Origin of the sequence: Pedobacter sp. L105, assembly GCF_009765875.1 — a bacterium.
In the GTDB taxonomy this organism is placed as follows: Bacteria; Bacteroidota; Bacteroidia; order Sphingobacteriales; family Sphingobacteriaceae; genus Pedobacter.
Genome location: NZ_LMUP01000014.1, coordinates 694723 through 715496, shown reverse-complemented (window position 1 = coordinate 715496; position 20774 = coordinate 694723). Strand labels below are relative to the sequence as shown.

21 protein-coding genes are annotated in these 20774 nt (G+C 37.9%); 9 read left to right on the top strand and 12 right to left on the bottom strand.

From position 1 onward, the window contains the following. Positions 1-122 precede the first annotated feature (122 nt). Positions 123-1511 carry an alpha/beta hydrolase-fold protein gene (locus GSQ84_RS26275; protein WP_158800329.1) on the top strand — a complete coding sequence of 463 codons (1389 nt, stop codon included), beginning with the start codon at positions 123-125 and terminating at the stop codon, positions 1509-1511. A gap of 200 nt (positions 1512-1711) precedes the next feature. Then, the gene (locus GSQ84_RS26270) at positions 1712-3361 is read left to right on the top strand and encodes a M1 family metallopeptidase (protein ID WP_158800328.1); all 1650 of its coding nucleotides are present in this window, start codon (positions 1712-1714) and stop codon (positions 3359-3361) included. A 34-nt stretch (positions 3362-3395) separates the two neighbouring features. Here GSQ84_RS26270 and GSQ84_RS26265 read toward each other — a convergent pair whose 3' ends face one another. Further along, positions 3396-4334 (bottom strand): alpha/beta fold hydrolase, encoded by a 939-nt coding sequence (locus GSQ84_RS26265; RefSeq protein WP_158800327.1) that lies wholly within the window; start codon positions 4332-4334, stop codon positions 3396-3398. 142 nt (positions 4335-4476) lie between these two features. Between GSQ84_RS26265 and GSQ84_RS26260 the strand changes: the two genes are divergently transcribed. Beyond that, positions 4477-4848: a helix-turn-helix domain-containing protein gene (locus GSQ84_RS26260; RefSeq protein WP_158800326.1), complete on the top strand. Its 372-nt coding sequence runs from the start codon at positions 4477-4479 to the stop codon at positions 4846-4848. 330 nt (positions 4849-5178) lie between these two features. On the opposite strand, the gene GSQ84_RS26255 is transcribed toward GSQ84_RS26260, so the two are convergent. The 3 genes from GSQ84_RS26255 to GSQ84_RS26245 are packed head-to-tail and all read right to left on the bottom strand — an operon-like array spanning position 5179 to position 7592. Continuing rightward, the gene (locus GSQ84_RS26255) at positions 5179-5883 is read right to left on the bottom strand and encodes an ATP-binding cassette domain-containing protein (RefSeq protein ID WP_158800325.1); all 705 of its coding nucleotides are present in this window, start codon (positions 5881-5883) and stop codon (positions 5179-5181) included. Beyond that, the gene (locus GSQ84_RS26250; RefSeq protein WP_158800324.1) at positions 5880-6167 is read right to left on the bottom strand and encodes a hypothetical protein; all 288 of its coding nucleotides are present in this window, start codon (positions 6165-6167) and stop codon (positions 5880-5882) included. The genes GSQ84_RS26255 and GSQ84_RS26250 overlap by 4 nt, the downstream gene beginning before the upstream one ends. Positions 6168-6203: 36 nt before the next feature. Next, positions 6204-7592, bottom strand: a complete 1389-nt coding sequence (locus GSQ84_RS26245) for a serine hydrolase (RefSeq protein WP_158800323.1) — start codon at positions 7590-7592, stop codon at positions 6204-6206. A gap of 136 nt (positions 7593-7728) precedes the next feature. On the opposite strand from GSQ84_RS26245, the gene GSQ84_RS26240 reads away from it, so the two are divergent. Then, the gene (locus GSQ84_RS26240) at positions 7729-8295 is read left to right on the top strand and encodes a Crp/Fnr family transcriptional regulator (protein ID WP_158800322.1); all 567 of its coding nucleotides are present in this window, start codon (positions 7729-7731) and stop codon (positions 8293-8295) included. 44 nt (positions 8296-8339) lie between these two features. On the opposite strand, the gene GSQ84_RS26235 is transcribed toward GSQ84_RS26240, so the two are convergent. Together GSQ84_RS26235 and GSQ84_RS26230 are read right to left on the bottom strand one after the other, a co-directional pair. Continuing rightward, a complete protein-coding gene (locus GSQ84_RS26235; RefSeq protein ID WP_158800321.1) occupies positions 8340-8927 on the bottom strand; it encodes a hypothetical protein in 588 nt (195 codons plus the stop codon). A gap of 201 nt (positions 8928-9128) precedes the next feature. Beyond that, positions 9129-9557, bottom strand: a complete 429-nt coding sequence (locus GSQ84_RS26230; protein WP_216849037.1) for a hypothetical protein — start codon at positions 9555-9557, stop codon at positions 9129-9131. A gap of 202 nt (positions 9558-9759) precedes the next feature. Between GSQ84_RS26230 and GSQ84_RS26225 the strand changes: the two genes are divergently transcribed. Both GSQ84_RS26225 and GSQ84_RS26220 read left to right on the top strand, forming a co-directional pair. Next, complete coding sequence (locus tag GSQ84_RS26225) at positions 9760-11607, top strand: glycoside hydrolase family 13 protein (RefSeq protein ID WP_158800320.1); 1848 nt, start codon at positions 9760-9762, stop codon at positions 11605-11607. A gap of 296 nt (positions 11608-11903) precedes the next feature. Then, positions 11904-12641, top strand: coding sequence for a GIN domain-containing protein (locus GSQ84_RS26220; protein ID WP_158800319.1), 738 nt, complete (start codon positions 11904-11906; stop codon positions 12639-12641). Positions 12642-12710: 69 nt separating this feature from the next. On the opposite strand, the gene GSQ84_RS26215 is transcribed toward GSQ84_RS26220, so the two are convergent. Further along, positions 12711-13259, bottom strand: a complete 549-nt coding sequence (locus tag GSQ84_RS26215; protein ID WP_371416434.1) for an aquaporin — start codon at positions 13257-13259, stop codon at positions 12711-12713. A 402-nt stretch (positions 13260-13661) separates the two neighbouring features. On the opposite strand from GSQ84_RS26215, the gene GSQ84_RS26210 reads away from it, so the two are divergent. Beyond that, positions 13662-15776 carry a hybrid sensor histidine kinase/response regulator gene (locus tag GSQ84_RS26210; RefSeq protein WP_158800318.1) on the top strand — a complete coding sequence of 705 codons (2115 nt, stop codon included), beginning with the start codon at positions 13662-13664 and terminating at the stop codon, positions 15774-15776. Positions 15777-15782: 6 nt separating this feature from the next. On the opposite strand, the gene GSQ84_RS26205 is transcribed toward GSQ84_RS26210, so the two are convergent. Further along, positions 15783-16184: a hypothetical protein gene (locus GSQ84_RS26205; RefSeq protein WP_158800317.1), complete on the bottom strand. Its 402-nt coding sequence runs from the start codon at positions 16182-16184 to the stop codon at positions 15783-15785. A gap of 344 nt (positions 16185-16528) precedes the next feature. Between GSQ84_RS26205 and GSQ84_RS26200 the strand changes: the two genes are divergently transcribed. Further along, on the top strand, positions 16529-17320 hold the full coding sequence (locus GSQ84_RS26200; RefSeq protein ID WP_158800316.1) for a hypothetical protein: 792 nt from the start codon (positions 16529-16531) through the stop codon (positions 17318-17320). 43 nt (positions 17321-17363) lie between these two features. Here the strand turns inward: GSQ84_RS26200 and GSQ84_RS26195 are convergent, their stop codons facing one another. Beyond that, positions 17364-17609 carry a hypothetical protein gene (locus GSQ84_RS26195; protein WP_158800315.1) on the bottom strand — a complete coding sequence of 82 codons (246 nt, stop codon included), beginning with the start codon at positions 17607-17609 and terminating at the stop codon, positions 17364-17366. A gap of 159 nt (positions 17610-17768) precedes the next feature. Here GSQ84_RS26195 and GSQ84_RS26190 point away from each other — a divergent pair, with 159 nt between their 5' ends. After that, entirely contained in the window at positions 17769-19304 is a 1536-nt protein-coding gene (locus tag GSQ84_RS26190; RefSeq protein WP_158800314.1) for an IS1182 family transposase, read from the top strand. A 309-nt stretch (positions 19305-19613) separates the two neighbouring features. Here GSQ84_RS26190 and GSQ84_RS26185 read toward each other — a convergent pair whose 3' ends face one another. From GSQ84_RS26185 to GSQ84_RS26175, 3 genes are all read right to left on the bottom strand, one after another. Then, a complete protein-coding gene (locus GSQ84_RS26185; protein WP_158800313.1) occupies positions 19614-19760 on the bottom strand; it encodes a hypothetical protein in 147 nt (48 codons plus the stop codon). 21 nt (positions 19761-19781) lie between these two features. Continuing rightward, positions 19782-20069 carry a hypothetical protein gene (locus GSQ84_RS26180; protein ID WP_158800312.1) on the bottom strand — a complete coding sequence of 96 codons (288 nt, stop codon included), beginning with the start codon at positions 20067-20069 and terminating at the stop codon, positions 19782-19784. Positions 20070-20195: 126 nt separating this feature from the next. Continuing rightward, positions 20196-20435 (bottom strand): hypothetical protein, encoded by a 240-nt coding sequence (locus GSQ84_RS26175; RefSeq protein WP_158800311.1) that lies wholly within the window; start codon positions 20433-20435, stop codon positions 20196-20198. Between the last annotated feature and the right edge of the window lie 339 nt (positions 20436-20774).

Below are 20774 nucleotides of genomic sequence, written 5' to 3'. Positions count from 1 at the left end.
ATTAACGAATAATTTGTAATTTCACTAGTTCTGAAAAGAACCTTAATAAAACTATACTCATGCAGCTATATTCAGAGGCAGTAAAACATTACGGAATAACTACTTAAATGTAATATGATCATATGAATCAAAATAAAATCAAATTAGTCCTTGCGCTATTTTTTTATTTCTTCAGCAATTCAGCTTTTAGTCAATCCATTGTTAAGAAAGCGGTTTATTGTAAAGCGCTCAATGATACTTTATTATTCAATGTATGGTTACCATATGGTTATGAAAAGGGTATTGAAGAATATCCTGTAATATATCTCCATAATTACGGCGCGTTGAGCAATTATGGTATGAATGTCGCTGCAGAATTGAACAAAAAGAAGTACAAATTTCCAAAATCAATTGTTGTAGAATTCACCGGCTCCAGCAATACTAAAAGTATCTCTGAGATCATTGATTTCAGTTATTTCCGTGAAGGATTAGAAGGTAAAGGGGAAAGATATCTATCCACACTAAAAAATGAAATTTTCCCATTCATTAAAAAAACGTTTTCGACCTCAGATTTTAGGGCTTATATGGGACACTCCTATTTTGCCAGTTATGCTAATTTACTATTTGCCCATTACCCGGATATGTTTGATGGATATATTCTGTTTTCTCCTGAATCATTAAACGAATTCCAGGAAAAATTTGAACTTGATACAATAAGCTATGATTATAAAAACAAATTCTTTTTTGTAATAACCGGATCGAAGGATGTAGAAAGAAGGAGGAATTTCAATAAAATAATCTCAAATAAAGTTAGCCGGCTGAATAATGTCTTTTCTGAAAGCCAAATTGAGGAATCAGCTGACCATAATTCAATTGTAGACGACGGCTTGCCTAAAGCACTAAAATTTCTATTTCATAAATATTTTACTATTTCCCATTTGGACTCTGCTGACCTCATTCGTTCTTATCAAAATGAAATATCAGTTGTAAAATCAATATATAAAATGAAGAATGTTAACCTAAGAACTTATGATTACGAATTATATGCACTGGGTTCTCAATACAAAAACAAGGAATTCATAAATTACCTGATTTCTACAGAAAAAGGAATTCTGAATGATCCTTTAGATGTTTTTAATCTAGGTTATATCTATATGGATACAATTAAGGATAAAAATATGGCTGAGAAATATTACCGTAAAAGCATAGCAATTTGTGTAAAAAACAAAACTCCTAAATCAGCATTTAATGGATATTCCTGGTTAGCTAAGCTTTACTCGGATGATGAAGACTATAAAAAATCATTTGCAACACTGGAAGAAGGTTATCAATTAACAGGCAACTATGCGCTTATCTATCAAGCTGCAAAGCTATCTGAAAAAGATAACTCACTAATCACGTCAAGCATAAGATATTTAAAAGAAGTTATTGAAAATTTTAACGGGTCTGACCTTGAATATTTCGGAATAAAAATTGAAGACGTGAATGCCCGCATGCAGAAGTTGCAACAACTAAAAAGCCCCTCTAATTGATTTTAATCCCCAATTCTTCGTTAATAATGGAACCTATAAACGGAGAAGATTCTATTCAAAGGCTGCATAACAGGCACCCGGGGTTAGCGTGTTTCAATTTCCAATGATTGATGTCCTGAGTTCCCTTAAACTGGAAAACATTACCGAAAAATGGGATAGAACTTTTAAAGTATCAATACTGGCTTTTAATTTTATTAATTATGAAAACACCCTTAATCCTTCTGCTAACTTTTATTTTATCTTATACAGCGAAAGCACAATTATTCGTTCAAAAAAACGCTTATACCCATGCAGATACATTAAGGGGCAGTTTAACACCTTTGAGAAGTTGTTATGATATTAATTTCTATCATCTTGATGTGAAATTCGATATTGACAAAAGGTTTATCAGCGGGAGCAATAAATTTAAATTTACCGCCGTAAGTGATTTTAGAAAATTACAATTTGATCTGTATGACAATTTAAAAATTGAAAAGGTCATTTATCATGGTAACGAATTGCCCTATTCCCGTGAGTACAACGCTGTGTTTATCACATTCCCTGACACAATCAGAAAAGGAATTAAAGATGAATTTACGGTATTTTACTCCGGTCATCCAATAGAAGCTAAAAAAGCGCCAATGGAAAGTGGTGTTGTCTTTGCAAAAGACTCTTTGGGCAATCCTTTTGTAGCTACAGCATGCGAAAGCAAAGGTGCCAGCATCTGGTGGCCAAATAAGGATCACCTTTCGGATGAGGTTGATAGTATGCTGATCAGTATCAGCGTACCCAATGACTTGAAAGAAGTGTCAAATGGCCGCTTGCGCAAAGTTACAGATCTTAAAAATGGTTATTCAAGGTATGACTGGTTTGTCAATAGTGCAATCAATAATTATAACGTTGCGGTTGATATCGGTAAGTACACTCATTTTGAAGATCAATATAGAGGCGAAAGTGGAAATCTAACTTTAGATTACTGGGTGTTGCCGTACAATTTATCAAGGGCAAAAATAGATTTCGCCAAAAATGTAAAACCGATGTTAGCTGCGTATGAATACTGGTTTGGCCCATATCCTTTTTATAAAGATGGCTATAAACTAGTTGAAACCCCCTATCCTGCTATGGAACATCAAAGTGCCATTAGCTATGGCGGTTATTTGATCGGCGGTCCTAAAAATGAACTGATCGGAGTTAACGGAGGAACAAAGTGGGATTTTGTCATTGTCCATGAAAGTGCCCACGAATGGTTTGGTAATAGTATAACCGCGAAAGACCTTGCCGATTTATGGATACATGAGGCGTTTGCTAGTTATGCCCAATCATTATTTGTTGAAAAACAATATGGAAGAAAAGCAGGTCAGGAATATATCTATAAAGGGCGCTCTGGAATTTCTAACGATGCACCGATTGTTGCTGCCCATAATGTGAACCAAATGGGATCAGGGGATATGTATAGTAAAGGCTCAGTATTATTAAATATGATCAGGATGATTATAAATGATGATGAAAAGTGGCGCAGTATCTTACGTGGGTTAAATCAGACTTTTTACCATCGCACAGTTACTTACGATCAGGTTGTTGACTATATCAATGAAAAATCTGGTAAAAATGTTAAACCAATATTTGATCAATATCTGCTTTATAAGGATATACCAACTTTAGAGTTGAAAGAGATAGATGGAAAATTAAATAGCCGATGGATTGCAAGCGACAAATATTTCGATATGCCGCTATTGATTACCACTCCAAATGGGAAACAACAATTCATCTTTCCTCTCACTCAATTTATGCCTTTACCTGTCAGCGGAATTTCCAAAGAAAATATAGTCATTGATACATTCAACTACTATTTTAACAGGTTACCGGATTAGGACTACCACAAATCTGCGCCACTATTGCAAAAATTTACTTGCCGTCAACCTTACCTAGTGGTTCCGGATGATTCGTCAACTCAGTGCGCGCTGCATTCCAGGCTGGATCTTCAGGATAGAGTGCAGTCCGAAGGTAAGCCCAGGTAAGATGCTGTACTGCTGTCACCCGCTCAGGATTCTCATCCGTAGTGTCAGTCACCAAATATCCGGAAATGCCGCCGAGCATATGTCCTGCTCCAAATAGAGTAACCAGCCAATTGGCTCCCGGACTATGGGTATAGGCATCAGCAAACCAATCTGGCCCGCGAAGGGTAAGCGGAGAATAATCCTGATCGCCAGCAACAACAAGTGCTGGTGTAGTCATCGAGCTATAGCTCTGATTCAAATACGGCAGATGCTCCTTTGCGAATGGACTTAGGTCTTCCCCTCCCAGGCCACCTGCGCATAACAGTACACCAGCTTTGATCCGTGGATCAGATAGATCTTCATCCTGGTCGCCATTGGGACCAATCATTTTACTTCCTAAAAGCAATCCTGTAGTTTGAGCGCCAAATGAATGCCCGGCGGCGACAATGCGGCTTTGGTCTACACGTTCCTTAAGTCCGGGAACAGAACTTAAAATGAAATCAAGGTGATCGAGGATACGCTTCATATCCTCCACACGAAACTTCCAGATCAGCGGTTGCCTTGGATCTTCCGGACTAAGATCCAAGGTTCTTGAATCCAGAAAGGTAGGCTGTATCACCACAAAGCCATTTGCGGCCCAGAAATCCACCAGCGGAGCATATCCGTTTAATGAAGAACCGAAACCGTGCGCAAAGACAATTACCGGGAGTTGGTTCCCTGTGATAGGCGCAGAAACCCGCACTTGCAAATCGTCGCCACGTCCCGGCGCTGATAGGATTACAGGACTTACTGAGATAACAGGAGCTGGCGCACCTATATAATTTTTATGACGACTGGATAAACTCATTTTTGACGAATGATTAGGTTGAAAAATAATATTGCTATTGGTTAAATTTTATGATTACAAAACTACCTGATGCAATAGTTACAACTGTCATGGGTTCCCTTGAGGGAAGTACTTCCTTCGAAGAAAGTGCATACATTTGATCATGAAAAATAGGACAATAGATGAAAAAGTACCCGTTGACTGCAAGGTACATTTAAGAGGAATTAATGACACCATAGACATCCTGGGCGGGAAATGGAAATTTATGATTATCGGCTGTCTCACTTTAGGTAAAAAGCGATATATGGATCTTCAGCGAATGGTGGAAGGTATCGGATCTAAAATGCTTTCCAAAGAATTACAGGAACTGGAGCTCAATGGATTGATCACAAGGACTGTAATGGTCACAAAACCTATCACCGTTGAATATGAACTGACCCCATACGCGCAGACACTAAAACCTATTGTCGACCAAATTTCTGCCTGGGGAATACAACACAGAGAAAAAGTCATTAAGGAAATGACCAAAAAGTAGCCAGAGGTTAATGCTTTTTGGTGTGTCTCGGGTGATGGCCATAAATGGTTTTTCTCCATCAGGCTTTTTTAATGCTTTTGTGATTTGAGTTCTTTTTGATAAAAACAATGACTCTTTCTCAAAAATTTCCACACCATTCTCTGTGGATGCTTCCATCGTTCCCGCCAGAATTAGCCATAACGAACGTTCAGATTTGTGCCAGGTAAATAGCAGTCGCTTTACCTATTCCAGCAGATGCACCTGTGATTAATACCACTTTTTCCATTTTTTATGATCTTGAATATAGTGTAAAGGTAGATTTCGATAGACAGAATAACTTTGGCCAGCAGGTCAATTTTGTTTGGTCAGGGGTTCAATTGGAAAAACGCTCTTATCCACTCCTGCCGGTAAATACCCAAATAAGATCAGTTCTTCAAATTCTTTGATCACCCTGGTATTACCATTATCCAACAAAACCACCGTTGATGAAATATCCAGTACATTTTTATAATCATGATCAGTGATGATAAAACCTTTATCCTTTGAATGTTTTTTGATAATATCTTTTAGAATTTCAGCCGTCAGTGGCGAAACTCCATTAAATGGCTCGTCAAATAACAGGTATTGCGCCTCAGAATGAACCATCAATAAGATTTCTACAATGCGTTTTTCACCTCCAGATAACTCTTTGATTCTCTTTTGCAGGAATGGTTTTATCAAATCTTCGTCCATTAATATGACCGCATTTTTTTGATCACAGAAACAGCGGATGATGTTTTTTATCTTAATATGATCAGGCAGACAATTATCCTGGGGCAGATAATGCAGCAGATCTCTATTAGCAAATAATGAAGTCATCCTTCTGCCGTTAACGGATACAAATTTATAGTTTGCAGCTAATGACCCGAAGATAATCTTTAACAATGTAGACTTTCCCGATCCATTTCTTCCCAATAAACCAACAATCTGCCCTGGCTGACAAGAGATAAAAACATCATTAAGGATCTGCCTGTCATTGATCTGTTTTCTAATGCTATCAGCATGTAAACCACTCATATAATGATCAATATAAAACCGATAACAATACTGGTAATGATTGTGTTCACCCATAAAACAGCTTTACTCAATCCCAGATTATAATAGAAGTAATATTCATTGGGATGTTTAACCTCGTAGGTAGCGTAATGGAACACCGGGGCTAAGAAGATAAATGAAATTCCTATGCCGGCATGTAATTCAACAATCTTCATTGTAAAAAATGATATAAAAATAGCAAGAGCCAATGAAGGGACAATGAGTTTTTGATAAAAAAACCACAAACCATGTACTATACGTTTCATATTTTATTAGGATTACAATAAAAAACTAAGGCATTATCAATGAGTAACTTTCAAACACTTCATCATATTTTCTCCATCCTGCACAGTTACAGCGTTTACAGTTCCATCTGCATTTTTTGTAAAGAATACTTTTACATCAAAATCCATCAGGAAAAATTTGTCTTCTGTTTGCGGTAATAGATTTAAGACAGGTATACCGGTCATTCTGAGTGCCAGTCCGTGATCTTTCAAAGTAACTGTTACATCTGCTCCATCTCCCCTTTTATAATTACCTATATATGTTTTTAAGAGCGTATCACTCAGCTCAGTCACAGGAGGCATTTCATTCATTTTGATACTTTTATAGGCCTTGTGGATAATTTCCTTCCCTTCGGGTAAAGCAGCTCTAACGATATCATTGCATAGTATCAATCCATTATCCGCATTGGTCAATACGATGATCCCACGCTTAGATTTTGGCAACAACACTATGATAGCAGCCACTCCCGGATCATTTCCACCATGCTGAAGTGCATATTCATGATTTGGCAGGCCGTTAATAACACGCCAACCTAAACCCTGCTGCAGGTTTGGGTTAATTTCTGCCTGTGTTTTTATCATTTCATGATATAAGTTGTCTGAGAGATGTGCTCCTTTTAAAACTTCTATAGCAAACCTGGAAAGGTCATCAATGGTAGTAGTTAAATCAGCAGCTCCACTGGCGCGAAGAGAATAATCTGTTCTTACGATTTCTTTACCGTCAGCATCATACATTCTGCTATATCTGTCAAAATTCTCCTTTCCATCCCATTGATGATGGGTATCATACATACGAAGGGGCTTAAATAACAGGGAATCAGACAACTGAACTAATGATTTGTGAAACTTGTCTTCGATTGCAGATTTAAGATAGTCCATACCCTCTCCGGAGTAGTTGAATTTTGTGCCCGGTTCAAAATTAAAAGTTAATTTCCCACTTGCATTCATCCATCTCCAATTATCAAAACCAGATTGCTGACTTAAAACATTTCGTGTGGTTATAGTTTTAGCATACGGACTGGAAGCAACATCCGGATCGACGAAATAATTGGCCAATGGCTCATCCAAATTCCATTTTCCATCCTGTACCAGCTTTAATACCAATGTAGAAAACACCACCTTGGTAACCGAAGCAACTTCAAAAATCATGTTTTTCGGTGCAGGCTTTCCATTGCTTAAATTTCCAAACACCTTAGTTTTTAACACTTTATTATTTTCGATGATACCAATAGCAACATTTGGAATATTCAGCTCCTTTTGCCATTGTATGATCTTTTCATCAAGTCTATCGAGATCAAACTGATCTTTATTCACCTTGCCAGCGTTGGGTTGCTGGCAAAAACTATCGTTCAGATTGATGATGAAAAAAAAGAAAGTAAACAGCGCATACGACATTAGGCATTTCATGTTCTAATGACAATAAAATTTTATCGCAATACGACAGGATTGACGGTAAATCTTTGAGGAGATAATTGTCCTCCTGCAAGTATCCGTTTTTACCAAATGGCAAATGCATATCAGCTAACAATTGATACCTTGCATCATGGAAACACTTATCAATTATCTACTCCAGTTTGGACATTTGAACCAGCAGCAAATTGACCTGATTAAAAGTAAAGGCGTGCTAAAAGAGCTTAAAAAGGATGAGTTTTACGCTAAAGCTGGTGACATACCCCGTGAAGTTATTTTCCTTACTGAAGGTGTTTTCAGGATTTGTTATTACAATAACCTGGGAGAAGAAATCACCAAGTACTTTATCGATGAGAATAATTTTGTAGTTGACATCAACAGTTATACCCAGAGAATTCCTTCGTCAGAATATTTACACGTGGTCACAGATTGCAAATTCGTCGTTTTTTCGAGAGAAGCAATGAACGACCTCTCTATGACCATCATTCCCTGGGATGAAATCATCAGCAAGATCACGTCAAAAGCATTGGCAGAAAAGGTAAATAAAATCAGTTCCATGATGCCGCAGGATGCAACCGAGCGTTACCTTAACTTTTTTACCAAATTTCCGAAACTGGCCAACCGGATTCCTTTGTCCTATTTAGCTTCCTATCTGGGTATTACACAGTCGTCACTCAGCAGGATCAGAAAAAAAATATAAGTATCTGCACGCTATACAGGCGTGTTAAATTAAGAAGAGATATATTAGTCCAACAAATCCAGTAAAATTGACCGCATCACAAAATATCCGGCAATCAGGCCGAAGCTCATGTAATAAACGATTATTCCTGCGCAAAGTATTTGTGAATTTGCGATACCCTGAAGGTGGATGCCCTGTGACATTCTTGCCGCAACCCTCATCATAAAACCCGGTATATTGTTCAATTCTACCAATCCGGCACCTATTACAATTTTCGTCAGCCAGTCGGAAATGTCAGTCAGATTCGTATTGCCTTTGTTGTAGCTTATTTTTGCCGCAGGAGTATTTAATACGTTTTGATCCTCACTATTCTCAATACCCCCTATAGAACGTTCCTTACCGACAACGGGGGCTACTATTTTTGGTTTGGCCACACCTTTTGGAACACCAAAAATACAGCCCAGCAGTGCCCCAAAAAAGAAGTAAGCGATTGCCCAGATAACCACGATAGCGTAATTCGTATCAATTTTATTGGCACATTCATATACAACGATTAAACCAAATAGTATAACAAACAGAACCCATATACTGGTCCATATGTAAAGTCCGTTCCAGCGAAAACGCTCATTGAGCCATGTTATGAAATTCCCCATATCCTGTATTATAGATAACTGTGGTTCACATTTTAGTCAGTTATATTACCGGGAAATTTCGTGTCTTATGGTGAAGCATACAATAGCAATATCTTGCTATTTAGAGCTGGCAGATTTCAATCAAAAATATAAGCACTATAGAATACATGGAACCAAATAGTATGACCCTCATCTATTTAGAATTATCGATATAAAAAATACTTAATGTACCTTTTCAAATATAAACTTTGGATGCTGGTAATCGATGGGGATATTCTTAGTGAAAAAGGTCATATTCATAAATATTTCCATTTGCCCTACTCCCATGATCAGCCGTTTTTCCTTTTTTAATAAGGAAATCGGAATCCGGTGCCAGGTTTCAATTCCATAATGCTGATAGTGAAATGTTCCCTTTAAGGTGTCTCCTTTGATAAGCCCATTTACATCTCCCGAATCTTTGTAAACCCCGTTGTAATTGATTTCAAACTGCCCATAAAATTCTTTTTCATTTAAAATGATCTTCAAATTGGCAGTATCAACTTTATTAACAGCGCGATAAGACACTTTATTTTCATTGTGGTTTACAACAGGATGGTTACATCCATAACTCGCGACCAACAAACTGATACAAAGGAGGGGAATGAGTTTCATCAGCATATATTTTCTTTAGTCGTTATGAAGCTATTACTTTTTGTAAGCAATCAACTCATGACCGCTCCAAATATATCATAAACAAGCCGGTTTAAACCATAGAATAGAGGAATTGTAGCAATTCTGCCTATGTTTTGTAGCTATATTGTTATGCACATTGCTACCGCAATATCTTTAAATTACGTCACCAAATTAAATTCATATGTATATACTTTCTAAGTACAGGTTAACACTATTGCTTTTTGCATTGTTTTTCTTATGCGTAGCTTCTGTTAGCGCTATGACGATTAGCCGGGTAGAACCCGAAAACTGGTGGGTAGGAATGAAAAATCCACAATTACAGATCATGGTTTACGGACCAGATATTGGTAAAGCCAGTTTAACCGTCAATTATCCGGGCGTAAAAATAACAGAGGTGGCCAAAACTGAAAACCCCAACTACCTCTTTGTTTATCTTACCATCAGCAGTACTGCCAAAGCCGGCTTAATTCCCCTGCATTTCAAAGCTGGCAGCCAGGAAACAACTTATAATTACCCGATAAAATCGCGTAGCTACGAAGCCGGTGCAATGGGATTTAATGCATCCGACGTCCTTTACCTGATCACACCCGACCGTTTTGCCAATGGCGATATCAAAAATGATAATATGGATGACGCTACGGTTAACCGCAAAAATCCTAACGCCCGCCATGGCGGCGACCTGGAAGGGATCAGCAGACATCTGGATTATATCAAAGACCTGGGAATAACAACAGTATGGCTCAATCCTACACAGGAAAACAATATGAAAGGTGGTTCCTACCATGGTTATGCCATCACAGACTTTTATAAAATGGATCCCCGTTTTGGCACTAACCAGGAGTTTTATTCCCTGGTGAAAAATATCCATCAGAAAGGAATGAAAATGGTCATGGATATGGTATTTAACCACTGCGGGAGTAATCACTGGTGGATGAAAGATCTGCCTTCGCAAGACTGGATCAATGACAGCAATAAATTTGTACAAACCAACCATTCAACGGTATCGGTTATGGATATTCACGCTTCGCCCTCCGAAAAGAAGAAATTTACAGATGGATGGTTTACCCGCGGAATGCCCGATCTGAACCAGCGTAACCGTCACCTCGCTACTTATCTTATTCAGAACAGCGTTTGGTGGATCGAGTTTGCACATATCGATGGCATCAGGCAGGACACCTATTCTTATATGGATTTTGATTTTCTCGCCCGATGGTGCAAAGAAGTGAGAACCGAATATCCCGACTTTAATATTGTTGGTGAAACATGGTACAATAAAAGCGCCTCTTCGGCCTGGTGGCAGGAAAATTCCGTCCTGGACAGCAAGAATTCTCACCTGAAAACGTCAATGGATTTTTCACTGACATTTATTAACCAGGCTTCATTTGACAGTAAAACGGATAATGGCTATCTGGATAATATTTTTGAGGATATTGCCCAGGATTTTATCTATCCAGATCCTTATAACCTGTTGATCTTCCTGGATAACCATGATATGAGCCGCTTTAACCATGAAGGTGAAACCGACCTGAAAAGATATAAACAGGGGTTGGCGTTTTTATTAACCACAAGAGGAATACCGCAACTCTTTTATGGTACAGAGATCCTTATGACAGGAACCAAAGAAGAAGGCGACGGTGCACTCCGCAAAGATTTCCCCGGAGGATGGCCCGGCGATCAAACAGATGCTTTTTCCAGCAACGGAAGAACCGCTATTCAAAATGAAGCCTGGAATTATACGCAAAAATTGCTGCAATGGCGTAAAAACAGCGCTGCAGTTACACAAGGAAAGCTGATCCATTATGCTCCCAATAAAAGCGGCGTTTATGTGTACGGAAGGATAAAAGATAACCATACCGTAATGGTGATCCTGAACAGCGCCCTAAAAGAACAGACTGTGCAAATGGACCGTTTTAGTGACATTATTGGGAAGAATACCAAAGGCCACGATGTGATCACCTCAAGCACGATAGATTTAACCAAGTCAGTGACTATTCCTTCTAAGGGAGAATATGTATTAGATCTTGAATAGTTTAACGATTATAGTTTGATGTAAGCAAACCAACCGGGAAAATTGATTCATCTCCCGGTTTTTTTTGGCTAAGGTTCAGGTTCCAGATGCGCATTAAGAATGGCAGAAGTTACAAAAAGCTGTCCGCTATAGTGCAGAGAGTGTTCATTTATGAACATATTCAATTGAAAGAATTAAACTAATTGGCTATTAATTAGCTATTTGACTACAGATAGCACTATGGTATAAAAATGGTATAAACCTAATTACTCAATTAAAAATGTTTGAGTTTACATCACATTATTTATATTAGTGCTATGAACAAATTAATCCTCTTTACAGCAGTAGTTTCGCTTTTCACCTGGAATAACCTGGTTGCCCAGGAAGTTAAATCAGTAGATCCATTTGATAAAGTGATCATTAGCCCGCATGTACAGGCCACTTTTATCAAGGGCGACAAAGAAAGTGTAACCGTAGAAAGCTGCACGGTAGACAAAAATAAGATCCATATCGAATCCAATGGTAAAACGTTGCGTGTTTACCTGGAAGGCGCTAAGGAGATCACCAAAAATGAAAAGTCTAATGATAATGGAGTAAAAAAATCTATTTATCAGGGAACTGTATTAACAGTTACCGTTTCCTATAAATACCTGGAAGAACTTTCCGTAAGAGGCGAAGAAAATATTCTGCTGAAGAGCAAGCTGGAGCAGGAAGATTTTGGTTTAAACATCTACGGAACATCAATGGTTAGTTTTAATGAGGTTCAACTGAGAAAGATGACTACCACCATCTACGGGGAAAGTCACCTGGAAATTAAAACAGGTGCCATTGCAGAGCAAAAGTTTACCGCCTACGGAGAAAGTAAAGTAGACGTACTTGGTGTAAAAGGTGCTACAGCTAAAGCAACACTTTATGGCGAATCTGAGTTAAACTTAAATGTATCAGATGAAATTAAAGTCACCTCTTTTGGAGATGCTAAAATTAACTACAAGGGAAGTCCGAATATCAGAAAAGGTATCAATGTAGGGAATCCTAAGATTTACCAGATTAAGTAAGTCTTTCAAATAATGAATTCTTTTAAAGGGAGATTCAATGTAGGATGAACCTCCCTTTAAAACATTCATTTAGTCTCTATCAAGCACAAAACGCCACACCACCGCACTTAGTGCCGCCCCAATAATAGGCGCAATGATAAAGAGCCATAATTGGGTAATGGATGCACCGCCAACCCATAAAGCAGGGCCTATACTTCTGGCCGGATTTACAAAAACCCCTGTTACGGGAATACCAACAATATGGATTAATACCAGGCTCAAGCCTATAGCTAATCCTGCAAAACCACCATGAATATTTTTTGTAGAAGTGGAGCCAAATATCACCAGTAAGAAAATAAAAGTAAGTATGGTTTCAGCAAGAAACCCAGACAATAAACTGTAGTGCTGGGGCGAAAAGTTACCGTAACCATTCTGGCCAAGACCATCTGATGTTAAATCAAATCCATCTTTTCCACTCGCAATTGCCAGTAAGATCCCCGCTCCTGCTATTGCACCAAGTACCTGGGCAAAGATATAATATGCTGCTTCTGATGCCTTCATTCTACCCGCTACTACCATCCCGATAGATATGGCTGGGTTAATATGGCGCCCGGAAATATGCCCTATGGCATAGGCCATTGAGTACCATTTGCACCCGCAATAACTGCACTGCCACAACCCATTAAAACAAGAACCAGTGTTCCTAGAAATTCGGCCGAGAGTTTCGAAAATTTAGTTGTTTCCATAATTTTATTTGGTTAGAATTTAATTAATTGTTTAAACAAAAATAGAATAATAATTGACTATCATCTTATATACTAAATCTTTAAATGTAAATAAGATATTACCTTCTTATTTTATTAACTAAGGATTACATCTCATTTCCGGGACTAAAAAGTTAGTCAGCAAGCCCCTGAGGTCATCTTAAGTTAAATTGTCATCACTCTTAATAGTTGTAGATTTATTATATTTGCCAATTCATTTCTCGTGGAAATCACAATCGAAGCTGTTCAATTACGAATGGATTTGATTCAAATTATTATGAAACAACAAAGCCAAATACTAACCAGAAAAATCCTTTTATCTTTTCTTACCCTCGTTATCCTGTTATCAATAGCAGCATTTTTTGTAAGAGACTCTATCACTAAAAAACTGGAGCAAACCTCTCAGTTAGCAAAAACTCATGATGCACACAAATCCAGGGCTGCAGCTGCCTTATTGATGTTACATGATGCAGACAATAGTTTTGAAGGATCATTAATCAATAATAATATAGAGGATAAGAACACCTATCAGGTTAAATTAGCCAGGGCTTTTGAAATCATTGACACCCTGGTAAAAGAAAAAATTGACACCGTAAACCTATCGAAGGTTCAAGTCAACAGCATCAATTTACTTTCCAACAAAAAAATAAAACTGTCTGATCATCTCTATGTGCTTAAGCACAGTTTTGATTCCCTGCTTACGGTTTATGCAAGTTTTGATGCACATGCAGCTGCAAATGTCAATTTCAAAACTCCTGTTGTACAGGTACGTAAAAGCGAAACCAAAACCAAATCTGATACGGTAAAGAAAGAATCCATAAAAGTTGGGCTGATGAAGAGACTAAGAGAGGCCATTACAAATAAAAATAATAAAGCTGATAAAGTTGGTGACATCACAAAAAACAATTACAACCAGCAGACAGACATCATTACACAGCAAACGGCAATGAAAAATGGGCTTGATAATAACAACAAGCTTAAAAAATTACAGCAACAAAATGTCAAACTCTTAAATACCCAAAGGCAATTGATCATCCTGAACAGTCATATCATCAGTGAACTGGGCGGAATCGTTACTACGATAAAAGATATCAATTATAAAATCAATGACGATTTTAAGGATATGATCTTAAAATCATATCAGGAAAGTACATCATTGTTAAATAACCTTTACCTTATTGCGTTATTTCTGGTATTGATCTTTGCGGGATTACTCATCCTGTTTATCACTCAGCTCAATCAATCAGAGTCTCATTTACACCAGGAAATTGAACGGTCTACGGCTATTGCCCAGCAAAAAATGGAGCTGCTGCATCACATGAGCCATGAGATACGTAACCCGCTGACTGCCATACGGGGCTTTTTATATATCTTCAGTAAGTCGAATATGTCAAGCAAGCAGGTTGAAATGTTAGAGTCAATCACACTTTCATCTGATATGATGTTGCGCACACTTACAGATACTTTAGACGCTGCAAAAATGGAAAGCAGCGAGCTAAGGATAAATCCTGAACCTTTTAACGCTGATTTCGTACTTAAAAAAATTATAGAAAGCATGACTTTCAGTGCGGTTAAAAAGAAGCTTTCTCTGGCGTATCATTTCACCGGCAACACGGATATTTTAATACTGGGGGATAGTTTCAGGCTTAAACAAATTCTTATCAATCTGCTCAGCAACGCTATCAAATATACCGACCATGGTTCAATTACTGTAAATGCACAATTATCAGCTATAGATAACCGGTTACAGATAGATATTGTAGATACAGGTATGGGTATTTCTGCAGACCAGCAACAAAACCTGTTTACAAAATATTATCAAACCAATTCTTCCATAGGAAAAATGGGTACCGGCCTTGGATTATTTATATGCAAGCAATTGGTAGAAATGCAAGGTGGAGAGATTTCAGTAAAAAGTAATCCCGGTGCAGGCACTACTTTCTCATTTTTTATTCCCTATGAAAAAACTGAAAGCGCTCCTTTAGCGGAAGTTAACTTAGATGATCCATTATCCGTTATCAATGGAAAACACATTCTCGCAGTTGACGACAATGAGCTCAATCTCTTGTTCCTGCAGAAAATTATGCAAAAGTGGAATGTAACTTTTTATCAGGCGGTCAACGGTCAGGATGCCCTGCATATCATCGCTAAAAACATTATTGATGTGGTTTTAACCGATCTGCAGATGCCTGTAATGGACGGAGAAACACTTTTGGCCCATATCAAAGCATCAGAGAAACCTAAAAACCAAATACCAGTCATTGTTATTAGTGGCGTCTCTGAGCGTCATCATTCAGATAAATTTATTCAAATGGGCTTTTCAGGTTTTGTGACCAAGCCATTTGCCGAAGCTGATCTGGCAGAACAAATTGTTAAGGTGCTATCTAAGTAGTTATAATTACTGTTTTACATAAGTAGAAGCTGTACCGTCGGCTGCGATCACACCTTGGAAAAGGATTAATTTGTTTCCTGATAGATACAGGTACTGCTTTTCATCATTGGCGAACACGATACTGTAATTAACCGCAGTGTTATTCACTGTTGTCTTTTCTGGCTGAAATGTAAATGTTCCGGTCTGTACCAGTTTACCATTCTCATATCTTTCGAAGTTGTGATCGCTAAATTTGAGGATATTACCATTCCCTGCTTTAAAGTTAGGATCAACATTTGGGACTTGTATACCTTCAAGGTATCTCAGCTCCCAGCTTCCATTTAAGTTCGTTTCTGCAGATTTCTTTTTACAGCTCATCACAGTGATGAACATAAACAGGATTAGTGAGAGTGTCAATGATCTTTTCATACAAATTAGTTGGTTTATTAGGGAAACGGATATAATTGATTAAACGCTACATGGTCGATCTTTCTTTGCTTTCACCACACGCGTATTTCTTCTTAAATGTTGTCATTTTAACCATATGAACCAATACCTGGCTATTAAAAGATGCTTTTAATGATATCATCATTATTGGTTAGCCCTGCTTTGCATGTTAGCTAATCCAACTCTAGTCCAACCCTAGTCCATGTTTTTTTTGTAATAAACATGGACTAGGGTTGGTAAGATGATCAAATAAATTTGGATTCACTAAGATTTAATGTTAACTTAAACTATAACCAAAAAATATGTAAGACTTAATTATTCATCAAATGGCTATTAAAAGAGGAAAATTTGTAGTTGGCAGCATCGGAACTGCAGTTTATAAAGTTGTAAAAGGAAGACAGATTTTACAATCTGCACCGGGAAAAGGTGGCGTTAGACAAACTGAAGCCACAAAAGAATCAGCTGGACTTTTTGGTAAATCCAGTGGCCTTGCAAAGAGTATCAGGTCGACCATGAGTCCTGTAATCAATAGCTATTACGATGGAACGATGATCTTTAGATTGACCACAGCAGTAAGTGCCATTGTAAGGCATAATTATAACCCTAAAACATTAGCCTATACTTTTACAAGTGAAAGTTTTGACAGCCTGAATGGATTCGAATTTAATGTCAATTCACCATTAAAAAAATATTTGTGGTCAATACCCCAGAGCCAATTTTTTGATAACGTTCTTACCGTCACTTTACCTGAAATACAAATAAATGAAGGATTGGAATTTCCTAAAAATGCCACTAATTGTGTACTTAAAATCTCAATAGGTATACTCAATCTGGAAGAAGGATTATATTATACAACACAAAACTTCCGGAAAGTAGAGATCAATGATAATCAGGGCATACAGGAGCAACAGCAATTCAGCTTTCAAGTTCCTCCAGGCTGTCTTTGCATTGCCTGTGTTGCCCTGGACTATTATAAAATGGTCGGGAATCTCGCAATTGCAAGTAATCATAAAGCATTTAATCCTTCAGCTATCTTTGCGACCTACCTTAATATCGGAACTTTTAATCCTGAAAAGCCAATACAATGGACGTTTAACCATAAGGCTGTTATAAAATAGGCGTTTATTTATCGGATGGAGCTGAAAAGGGTTAACTATTAAATTATTTTGGTTCATAGATTTTAACCGTCCAAAGTTGGAAAAAAGGATATAGTTCCCTCTCCCATTCTTGCGATAGAAATGCACGCTGCCCTTCTTTTTCTTCTGCGGTTAATTTTTCCGACAGTTTCAAACCAGAGAATAAGTTTTGGTAACGTCCATCAATGGCTGCTACTTTTTGCAAATCTGTGTAGGTAACCAGAATACTAAATTCTGTGTGTGGCAAATGTGGTTTAGTTTTATTATTCATATTGATTTATAGACATAAAAGAGGCTGTATCATCAATCATGGTCAGCCTCTTTATTTATTTATAGGTGCTGTCGCTAGTTATTTTTTGTAATTTTTTTTCGTTGCTATTGACACAATTATTTGATTTTCATATATTTAATGTATTAAAAGACACTAGATATGGCAATCAGACAACCCGTATTTAAGCCCTATAATCAACAGCAGATTCTTGCTATCCCCCCCACTTTGGAGGAGTTAATTCCTGATTCCCATCCTGTTAGAGTAGTAAACGAGGTGATCAATAAGCTCAACATAGAACCTCTGTTGAAAGCCTACTACATTAAAGGCAGTTCCAGCTATCATCCCCAACTTTTGCTTAAAGTTGTGGTTTATGGTTATGTTACCAATATCTATTCGAGCCGTAAACTGGCGGCAGCGTGCCGTGAAAGCATCTACTTCATGTGGCTGAGCTCCATGAGCTACCCGGACCACAATACCATCAACCGTTTCCGGGGCGTACGCCTGAAACATGCTCTTCGCAGTGTATTTGAGGATGTGGTAAAACTACTTGCCGCAGAAGGTTTATTAAGCATTGAGGAAATCAATACCGACGGGACCAAGATCGAAGCCAGTGCCAATAAATATACTTTTGTCTGGAAAAAATCCATTCAGACCAATAAGGAAAAGATGAAAAAGCAACTGACCGATATTTGGGAATATGCGCAGCAGGTAGCCAGTGATGAAGACAGGATGCCTGAGCCGCCTGATTTTAAACAGATTGATAGCCAGAAGGTAAAACAAGCTGTAGATCAGCTCAATGAAAAACTTGCCGGGCGCAAAGATATAGATAAGAAAGTGAAGGATAAGCTGAAGTATGTAACCAAGAACTATCCTGAAAACATAGCTAAATATGAAGCCCAGGAGGCTATTCTGGGCGGGAGAAACAGTTATAGCAAGACAGATACAGATGCTACCTTCATGCGCATGAAAGAAGATCACATGAAAAACGGGCAGCTGAAGCCCGGCTATAATGTACAAATCTCTACCTCTAACCAGTTTATAGTCAATTACACGATACATCCTAATCCAACTGATACCACTACCCTGGAGGCCCACCTGGAACAACATGTGAGCAGTTTTGGAAAGGCACCAAAGAAGCTTACCGCAGATGCAGGCTATGGTTCTGAGGAAAACTACCAGCTACTGGAAGAGCAGCAAGTTGAGGCTTTTGTAAAATATGGCATGTTCGATAAACAGCAGAACGGGAAATATAACAGAAAGTCACCCTTTGCGGCCGACAAGCTTTTTTATAACCAGCAGCAGGATTGTTATATCTGTCCCATGGGACAGCAAATGCATTCAATTGGATCTTATACAAAAAAGACGACAACAGGCTTTAAGCAAATCCTTAAAAGATATCAGGCAAAGAATTGTGAAAACTGTCCGATGAGAGCGGCATGCCATAAATCAAAAGAAAACCGCATGATTGAGGTCAACGAAAACCTAAACCGGCTCAAACAGAAGGCATTCGAAAAGCTCAACAGCCAAGAAGGAATACAGCGGCGAAAGAAACGATGCTTTGATGTAGAACCTGTTTTTGGAAATATCAAACAGAACCACGGGTTCCGCCGCTTTATGCTCCGCGGAAAGGAAAAAGTGGCTATCGAATGGGGATTAATCGCAATTGCACAAAATATAAGGAAAAAAGCAGCCTAGAAGAGCTGTTTGTTTGACCTTTTTCAAAATCAAATGACCAAAAGCCAAATGAACACGCTGGTGTCCAAAGATGGTACAGAAATTATTAAAATAAAAAAAAAGGCTGCATCATCTAATTTGATACAGCCTCTTAACCTTTAACAATCTTCGTATAGATAACAGCTACTATCTTTTCGTATTCTCATTAGTGGCCCGCCTGGCTGGTTCTCATCGCTAAGTTTTCTGATGGCCAGTTCAATATAAAAAGGGTCTAAAGGATCTGATAAAAACTTGTTTACAGACTGAACAATTTCAAAAGGAGGCTTGGCTTCAAAAAAAGTAACCCGAGCGAACCAGCAGTTTTACAGCATCAATTGCTATTTCGTAATTTTCTTCGCAATTTTCCTTTTCATCAAAATCTTTTGAAAGATCTTCCTCGATCAGGAAAGCTAATTTTTCTACCTGATCATCATCCATTATAAAATAGCTGTGGTAAAGTTAATTTTTATACTGGTTCTTCACCACACTTACCTTTAAGAAGGTATCATCGTTTACGCTGGCATAAAAGCTTTTTGGATTGCTTTCTTCTAAAGCTAGTTCGATAAACTCCAGTTCATCACTGGAATATAGCGGGAGTACAAAGGATTCTACCTGCTCAACATAATTGTGGTCTGAGCCGATCAGGAAGGATAAACGTTCTGCAGTATAACCTTTAGCTATCCTTTTGACCATGATGCGGTAAATAGTTTCTAAATGGGCGCTGGTAATTTCTGTGGGTTGATTCATTTTATTTAGATTTAATAGTTACAGGTTAAAATTTGGGCATAACTGTGCCCTTGGGATAAATCCCTGGTTTTAATGTTTTATAAGAAGAATTGAGAAATTGATTTAGCTTAATTTTTATCTGAGAGATTAGCTGGGGGGCTTTGATAAATGAGCAGGAAAGATACTGTAGCCAAATGCTAAGGTAAATGCTAACTGATGGCCAAACTGTCTGCCAGGATCAGGTTGGCTGCAAGCAACATTCCAGTAATCAATTTTGATGTTGTTAAGCTTTAAGATATATCGTGCGGCCAAATGTTTATCACTTCCATGATCTTTAAGATCAGGCAAGTAGTAAGACAGGAATGGGCTATTAATTAAGTTTTTCATCTGCTTTAATTTTAAAAGCATTTAGATCAATGAAAAACTTTAAGGGGAGCATAATGAAAAATGGGCGCTCCCCGTATGCAATAACACCCCCTCGGAGGGGCGAAGACGAATCTTCTAACCACGCAATACGGAAAACGCCCATCTTTCTTATACGCAAAGGTATAGAAATTGGGCATTTTATCATCCGTAACTTTGCGTGGTTTAGATTTCCGAGGTCTGTTACTGCAAAGTTCTTTTGATATAAATACCAAATCAATTATATCGTGTAATTGAATTGCTGCAACTCAATCACCACTTAACAAATATAGGAATATGATTCTAATAATTTCACAATAAAAA

What these genes read in the sequence shown, in the direction of transcription:
- GSQ84_RS26275 (WP_158800329.1), top strand. Translation starts at nt 123, where the DNA reads ATGAATCAAAATAAAATCAAATTAGTCCTTGCGCTATTTTTTTATTTC.
- GSQ84_RS26270 (WP_158800328.1), top strand. Translation starts at nt 1,712, where the DNA reads ATGAAAACACCCTTAATCCTTCTGCTAACTTTTATTTTATCTTATACA.
- GSQ84_RS26265 (WP_158800327.1), bottom strand. Translation starts at nt 4,334, where the DNA reads ATGAGTTTATCCAGTCGTCATAAAAATTATATAGGTGCGCCAGCTCCT.
- GSQ84_RS26260 (WP_158800326.1), top strand. Translation starts at nt 4,477, where the DNA reads ATGAAAAATAGGACAATAGATGAAAAAGTACCCGTTGACTGCAAGGTA.
- GSQ84_RS26255 (WP_158800325.1), bottom strand. Translation starts at nt 5,883, where the DNA reads ATGAGTGGTTTACATGCTGATAGCATTAGAAAACAGATCAATGACAGG.
- GSQ84_RS26250 (WP_158800324.1), bottom strand. Translation starts at nt 6,167, where the DNA reads ATGAAACGTATAGTACATGGTTTGTGGTTTTTTTATCAAAAACTCATT.
- GSQ84_RS26245 (WP_158800323.1), bottom strand. Translation starts at nt 7,592, where the DNA reads ATGAAATGCCTAATGTCGTATGCGCTGTTTACTTTCTTTTTTTTCATC.
- GSQ84_RS26240 (WP_158800322.1), top strand. Translation starts at nt 7,729, where the DNA reads ATGGAAACACTTATCAATTATCTACTCCAGTTTGGACATTTGAACCAG.
- GSQ84_RS26235 (WP_158800321.1), bottom strand. Translation starts at nt 8,927, where the DNA reads ATGGGGAATTTCATAACATGGCTCAATGAGCGTTTTCGCTGGAACGGA.
- GSQ84_RS26230 (WP_216849037.1), bottom strand. Translation starts at nt 9,557, where the DNA reads ATGAAACTCATTCCCCTCCTTTGTATCAGTTTGTTGGTCGCGAGTTAT.
- GSQ84_RS26225 (WP_158800320.1), top strand. Translation starts at nt 9,760, where the DNA reads ATGTATATACTTTCTAAGTACAGGTTAACACTATTGCTTTTTGCATTG.
- GSQ84_RS26220 (WP_158800319.1), top strand. Translation starts at nt 11,904, where the DNA reads ATGAACAAATTAATCCTCTTTACAGCAGTAGTTTCGCTTTTCACCTGG.
- GSQ84_RS26215 (WP_371416434.1), bottom strand. Translation starts at nt 13,259, where the DNA reads ATGGCCTATGCCATAGGGCATATTTCCGGGCGCCATATTAACCCAGCC.
- GSQ84_RS26210 (WP_158800318.1), top strand. Translation starts at nt 13,662, where the DNA reads ATGAAACAACAAAGCCAAATACTAACCAGAAAAATCCTTTTATCTTTT.
- GSQ84_RS26205 (WP_158800317.1), bottom strand. Translation starts at nt 16,184, where the DNA reads ATGAAAAGATCATTGACACTCTCACTAATCCTGTTTATGTTCATCACT.
- GSQ84_RS26200 (WP_158800316.1), top strand. Translation starts at nt 16,529, where the DNA reads ATGGCTATTAAAAGAGGAAAATTTGTAGTTGGCAGCATCGGAACTGCA.
- GSQ84_RS26195 (WP_158800315.1), bottom strand. Translation starts at nt 17,609, where the DNA reads ATGAATAATAAAACTAAACCACATTTGCCACACACAGAATTTAGTATT.
- GSQ84_RS26190 (WP_158800314.1), top strand. Translation starts at nt 17,769, where the DNA reads ATGGCAATCAGACAACCCGTATTTAAGCCCTATAATCAACAGCAGATT.
- GSQ84_RS26185 (WP_158800313.1), bottom strand. Translation starts at nt 19,760, where the DNA reads ATGGATGATGATCAGGTAGAAAAATTAGCTTTCCTGATCGAGGAAGAT.
- GSQ84_RS26180 (WP_158800312.1), bottom strand. Translation starts at nt 20,069, where the DNA reads ATGAATCAACCCACAGAAATTACCAGCGCCCATTTAGAAACTATTTAC.
- GSQ84_RS26175 (WP_158800311.1), bottom strand. Translation starts at nt 20,435, where the DNA reads ATGAAAAACTTAATTAATAGCCCATTCCTGTCTTACTACTTGCCTGAT.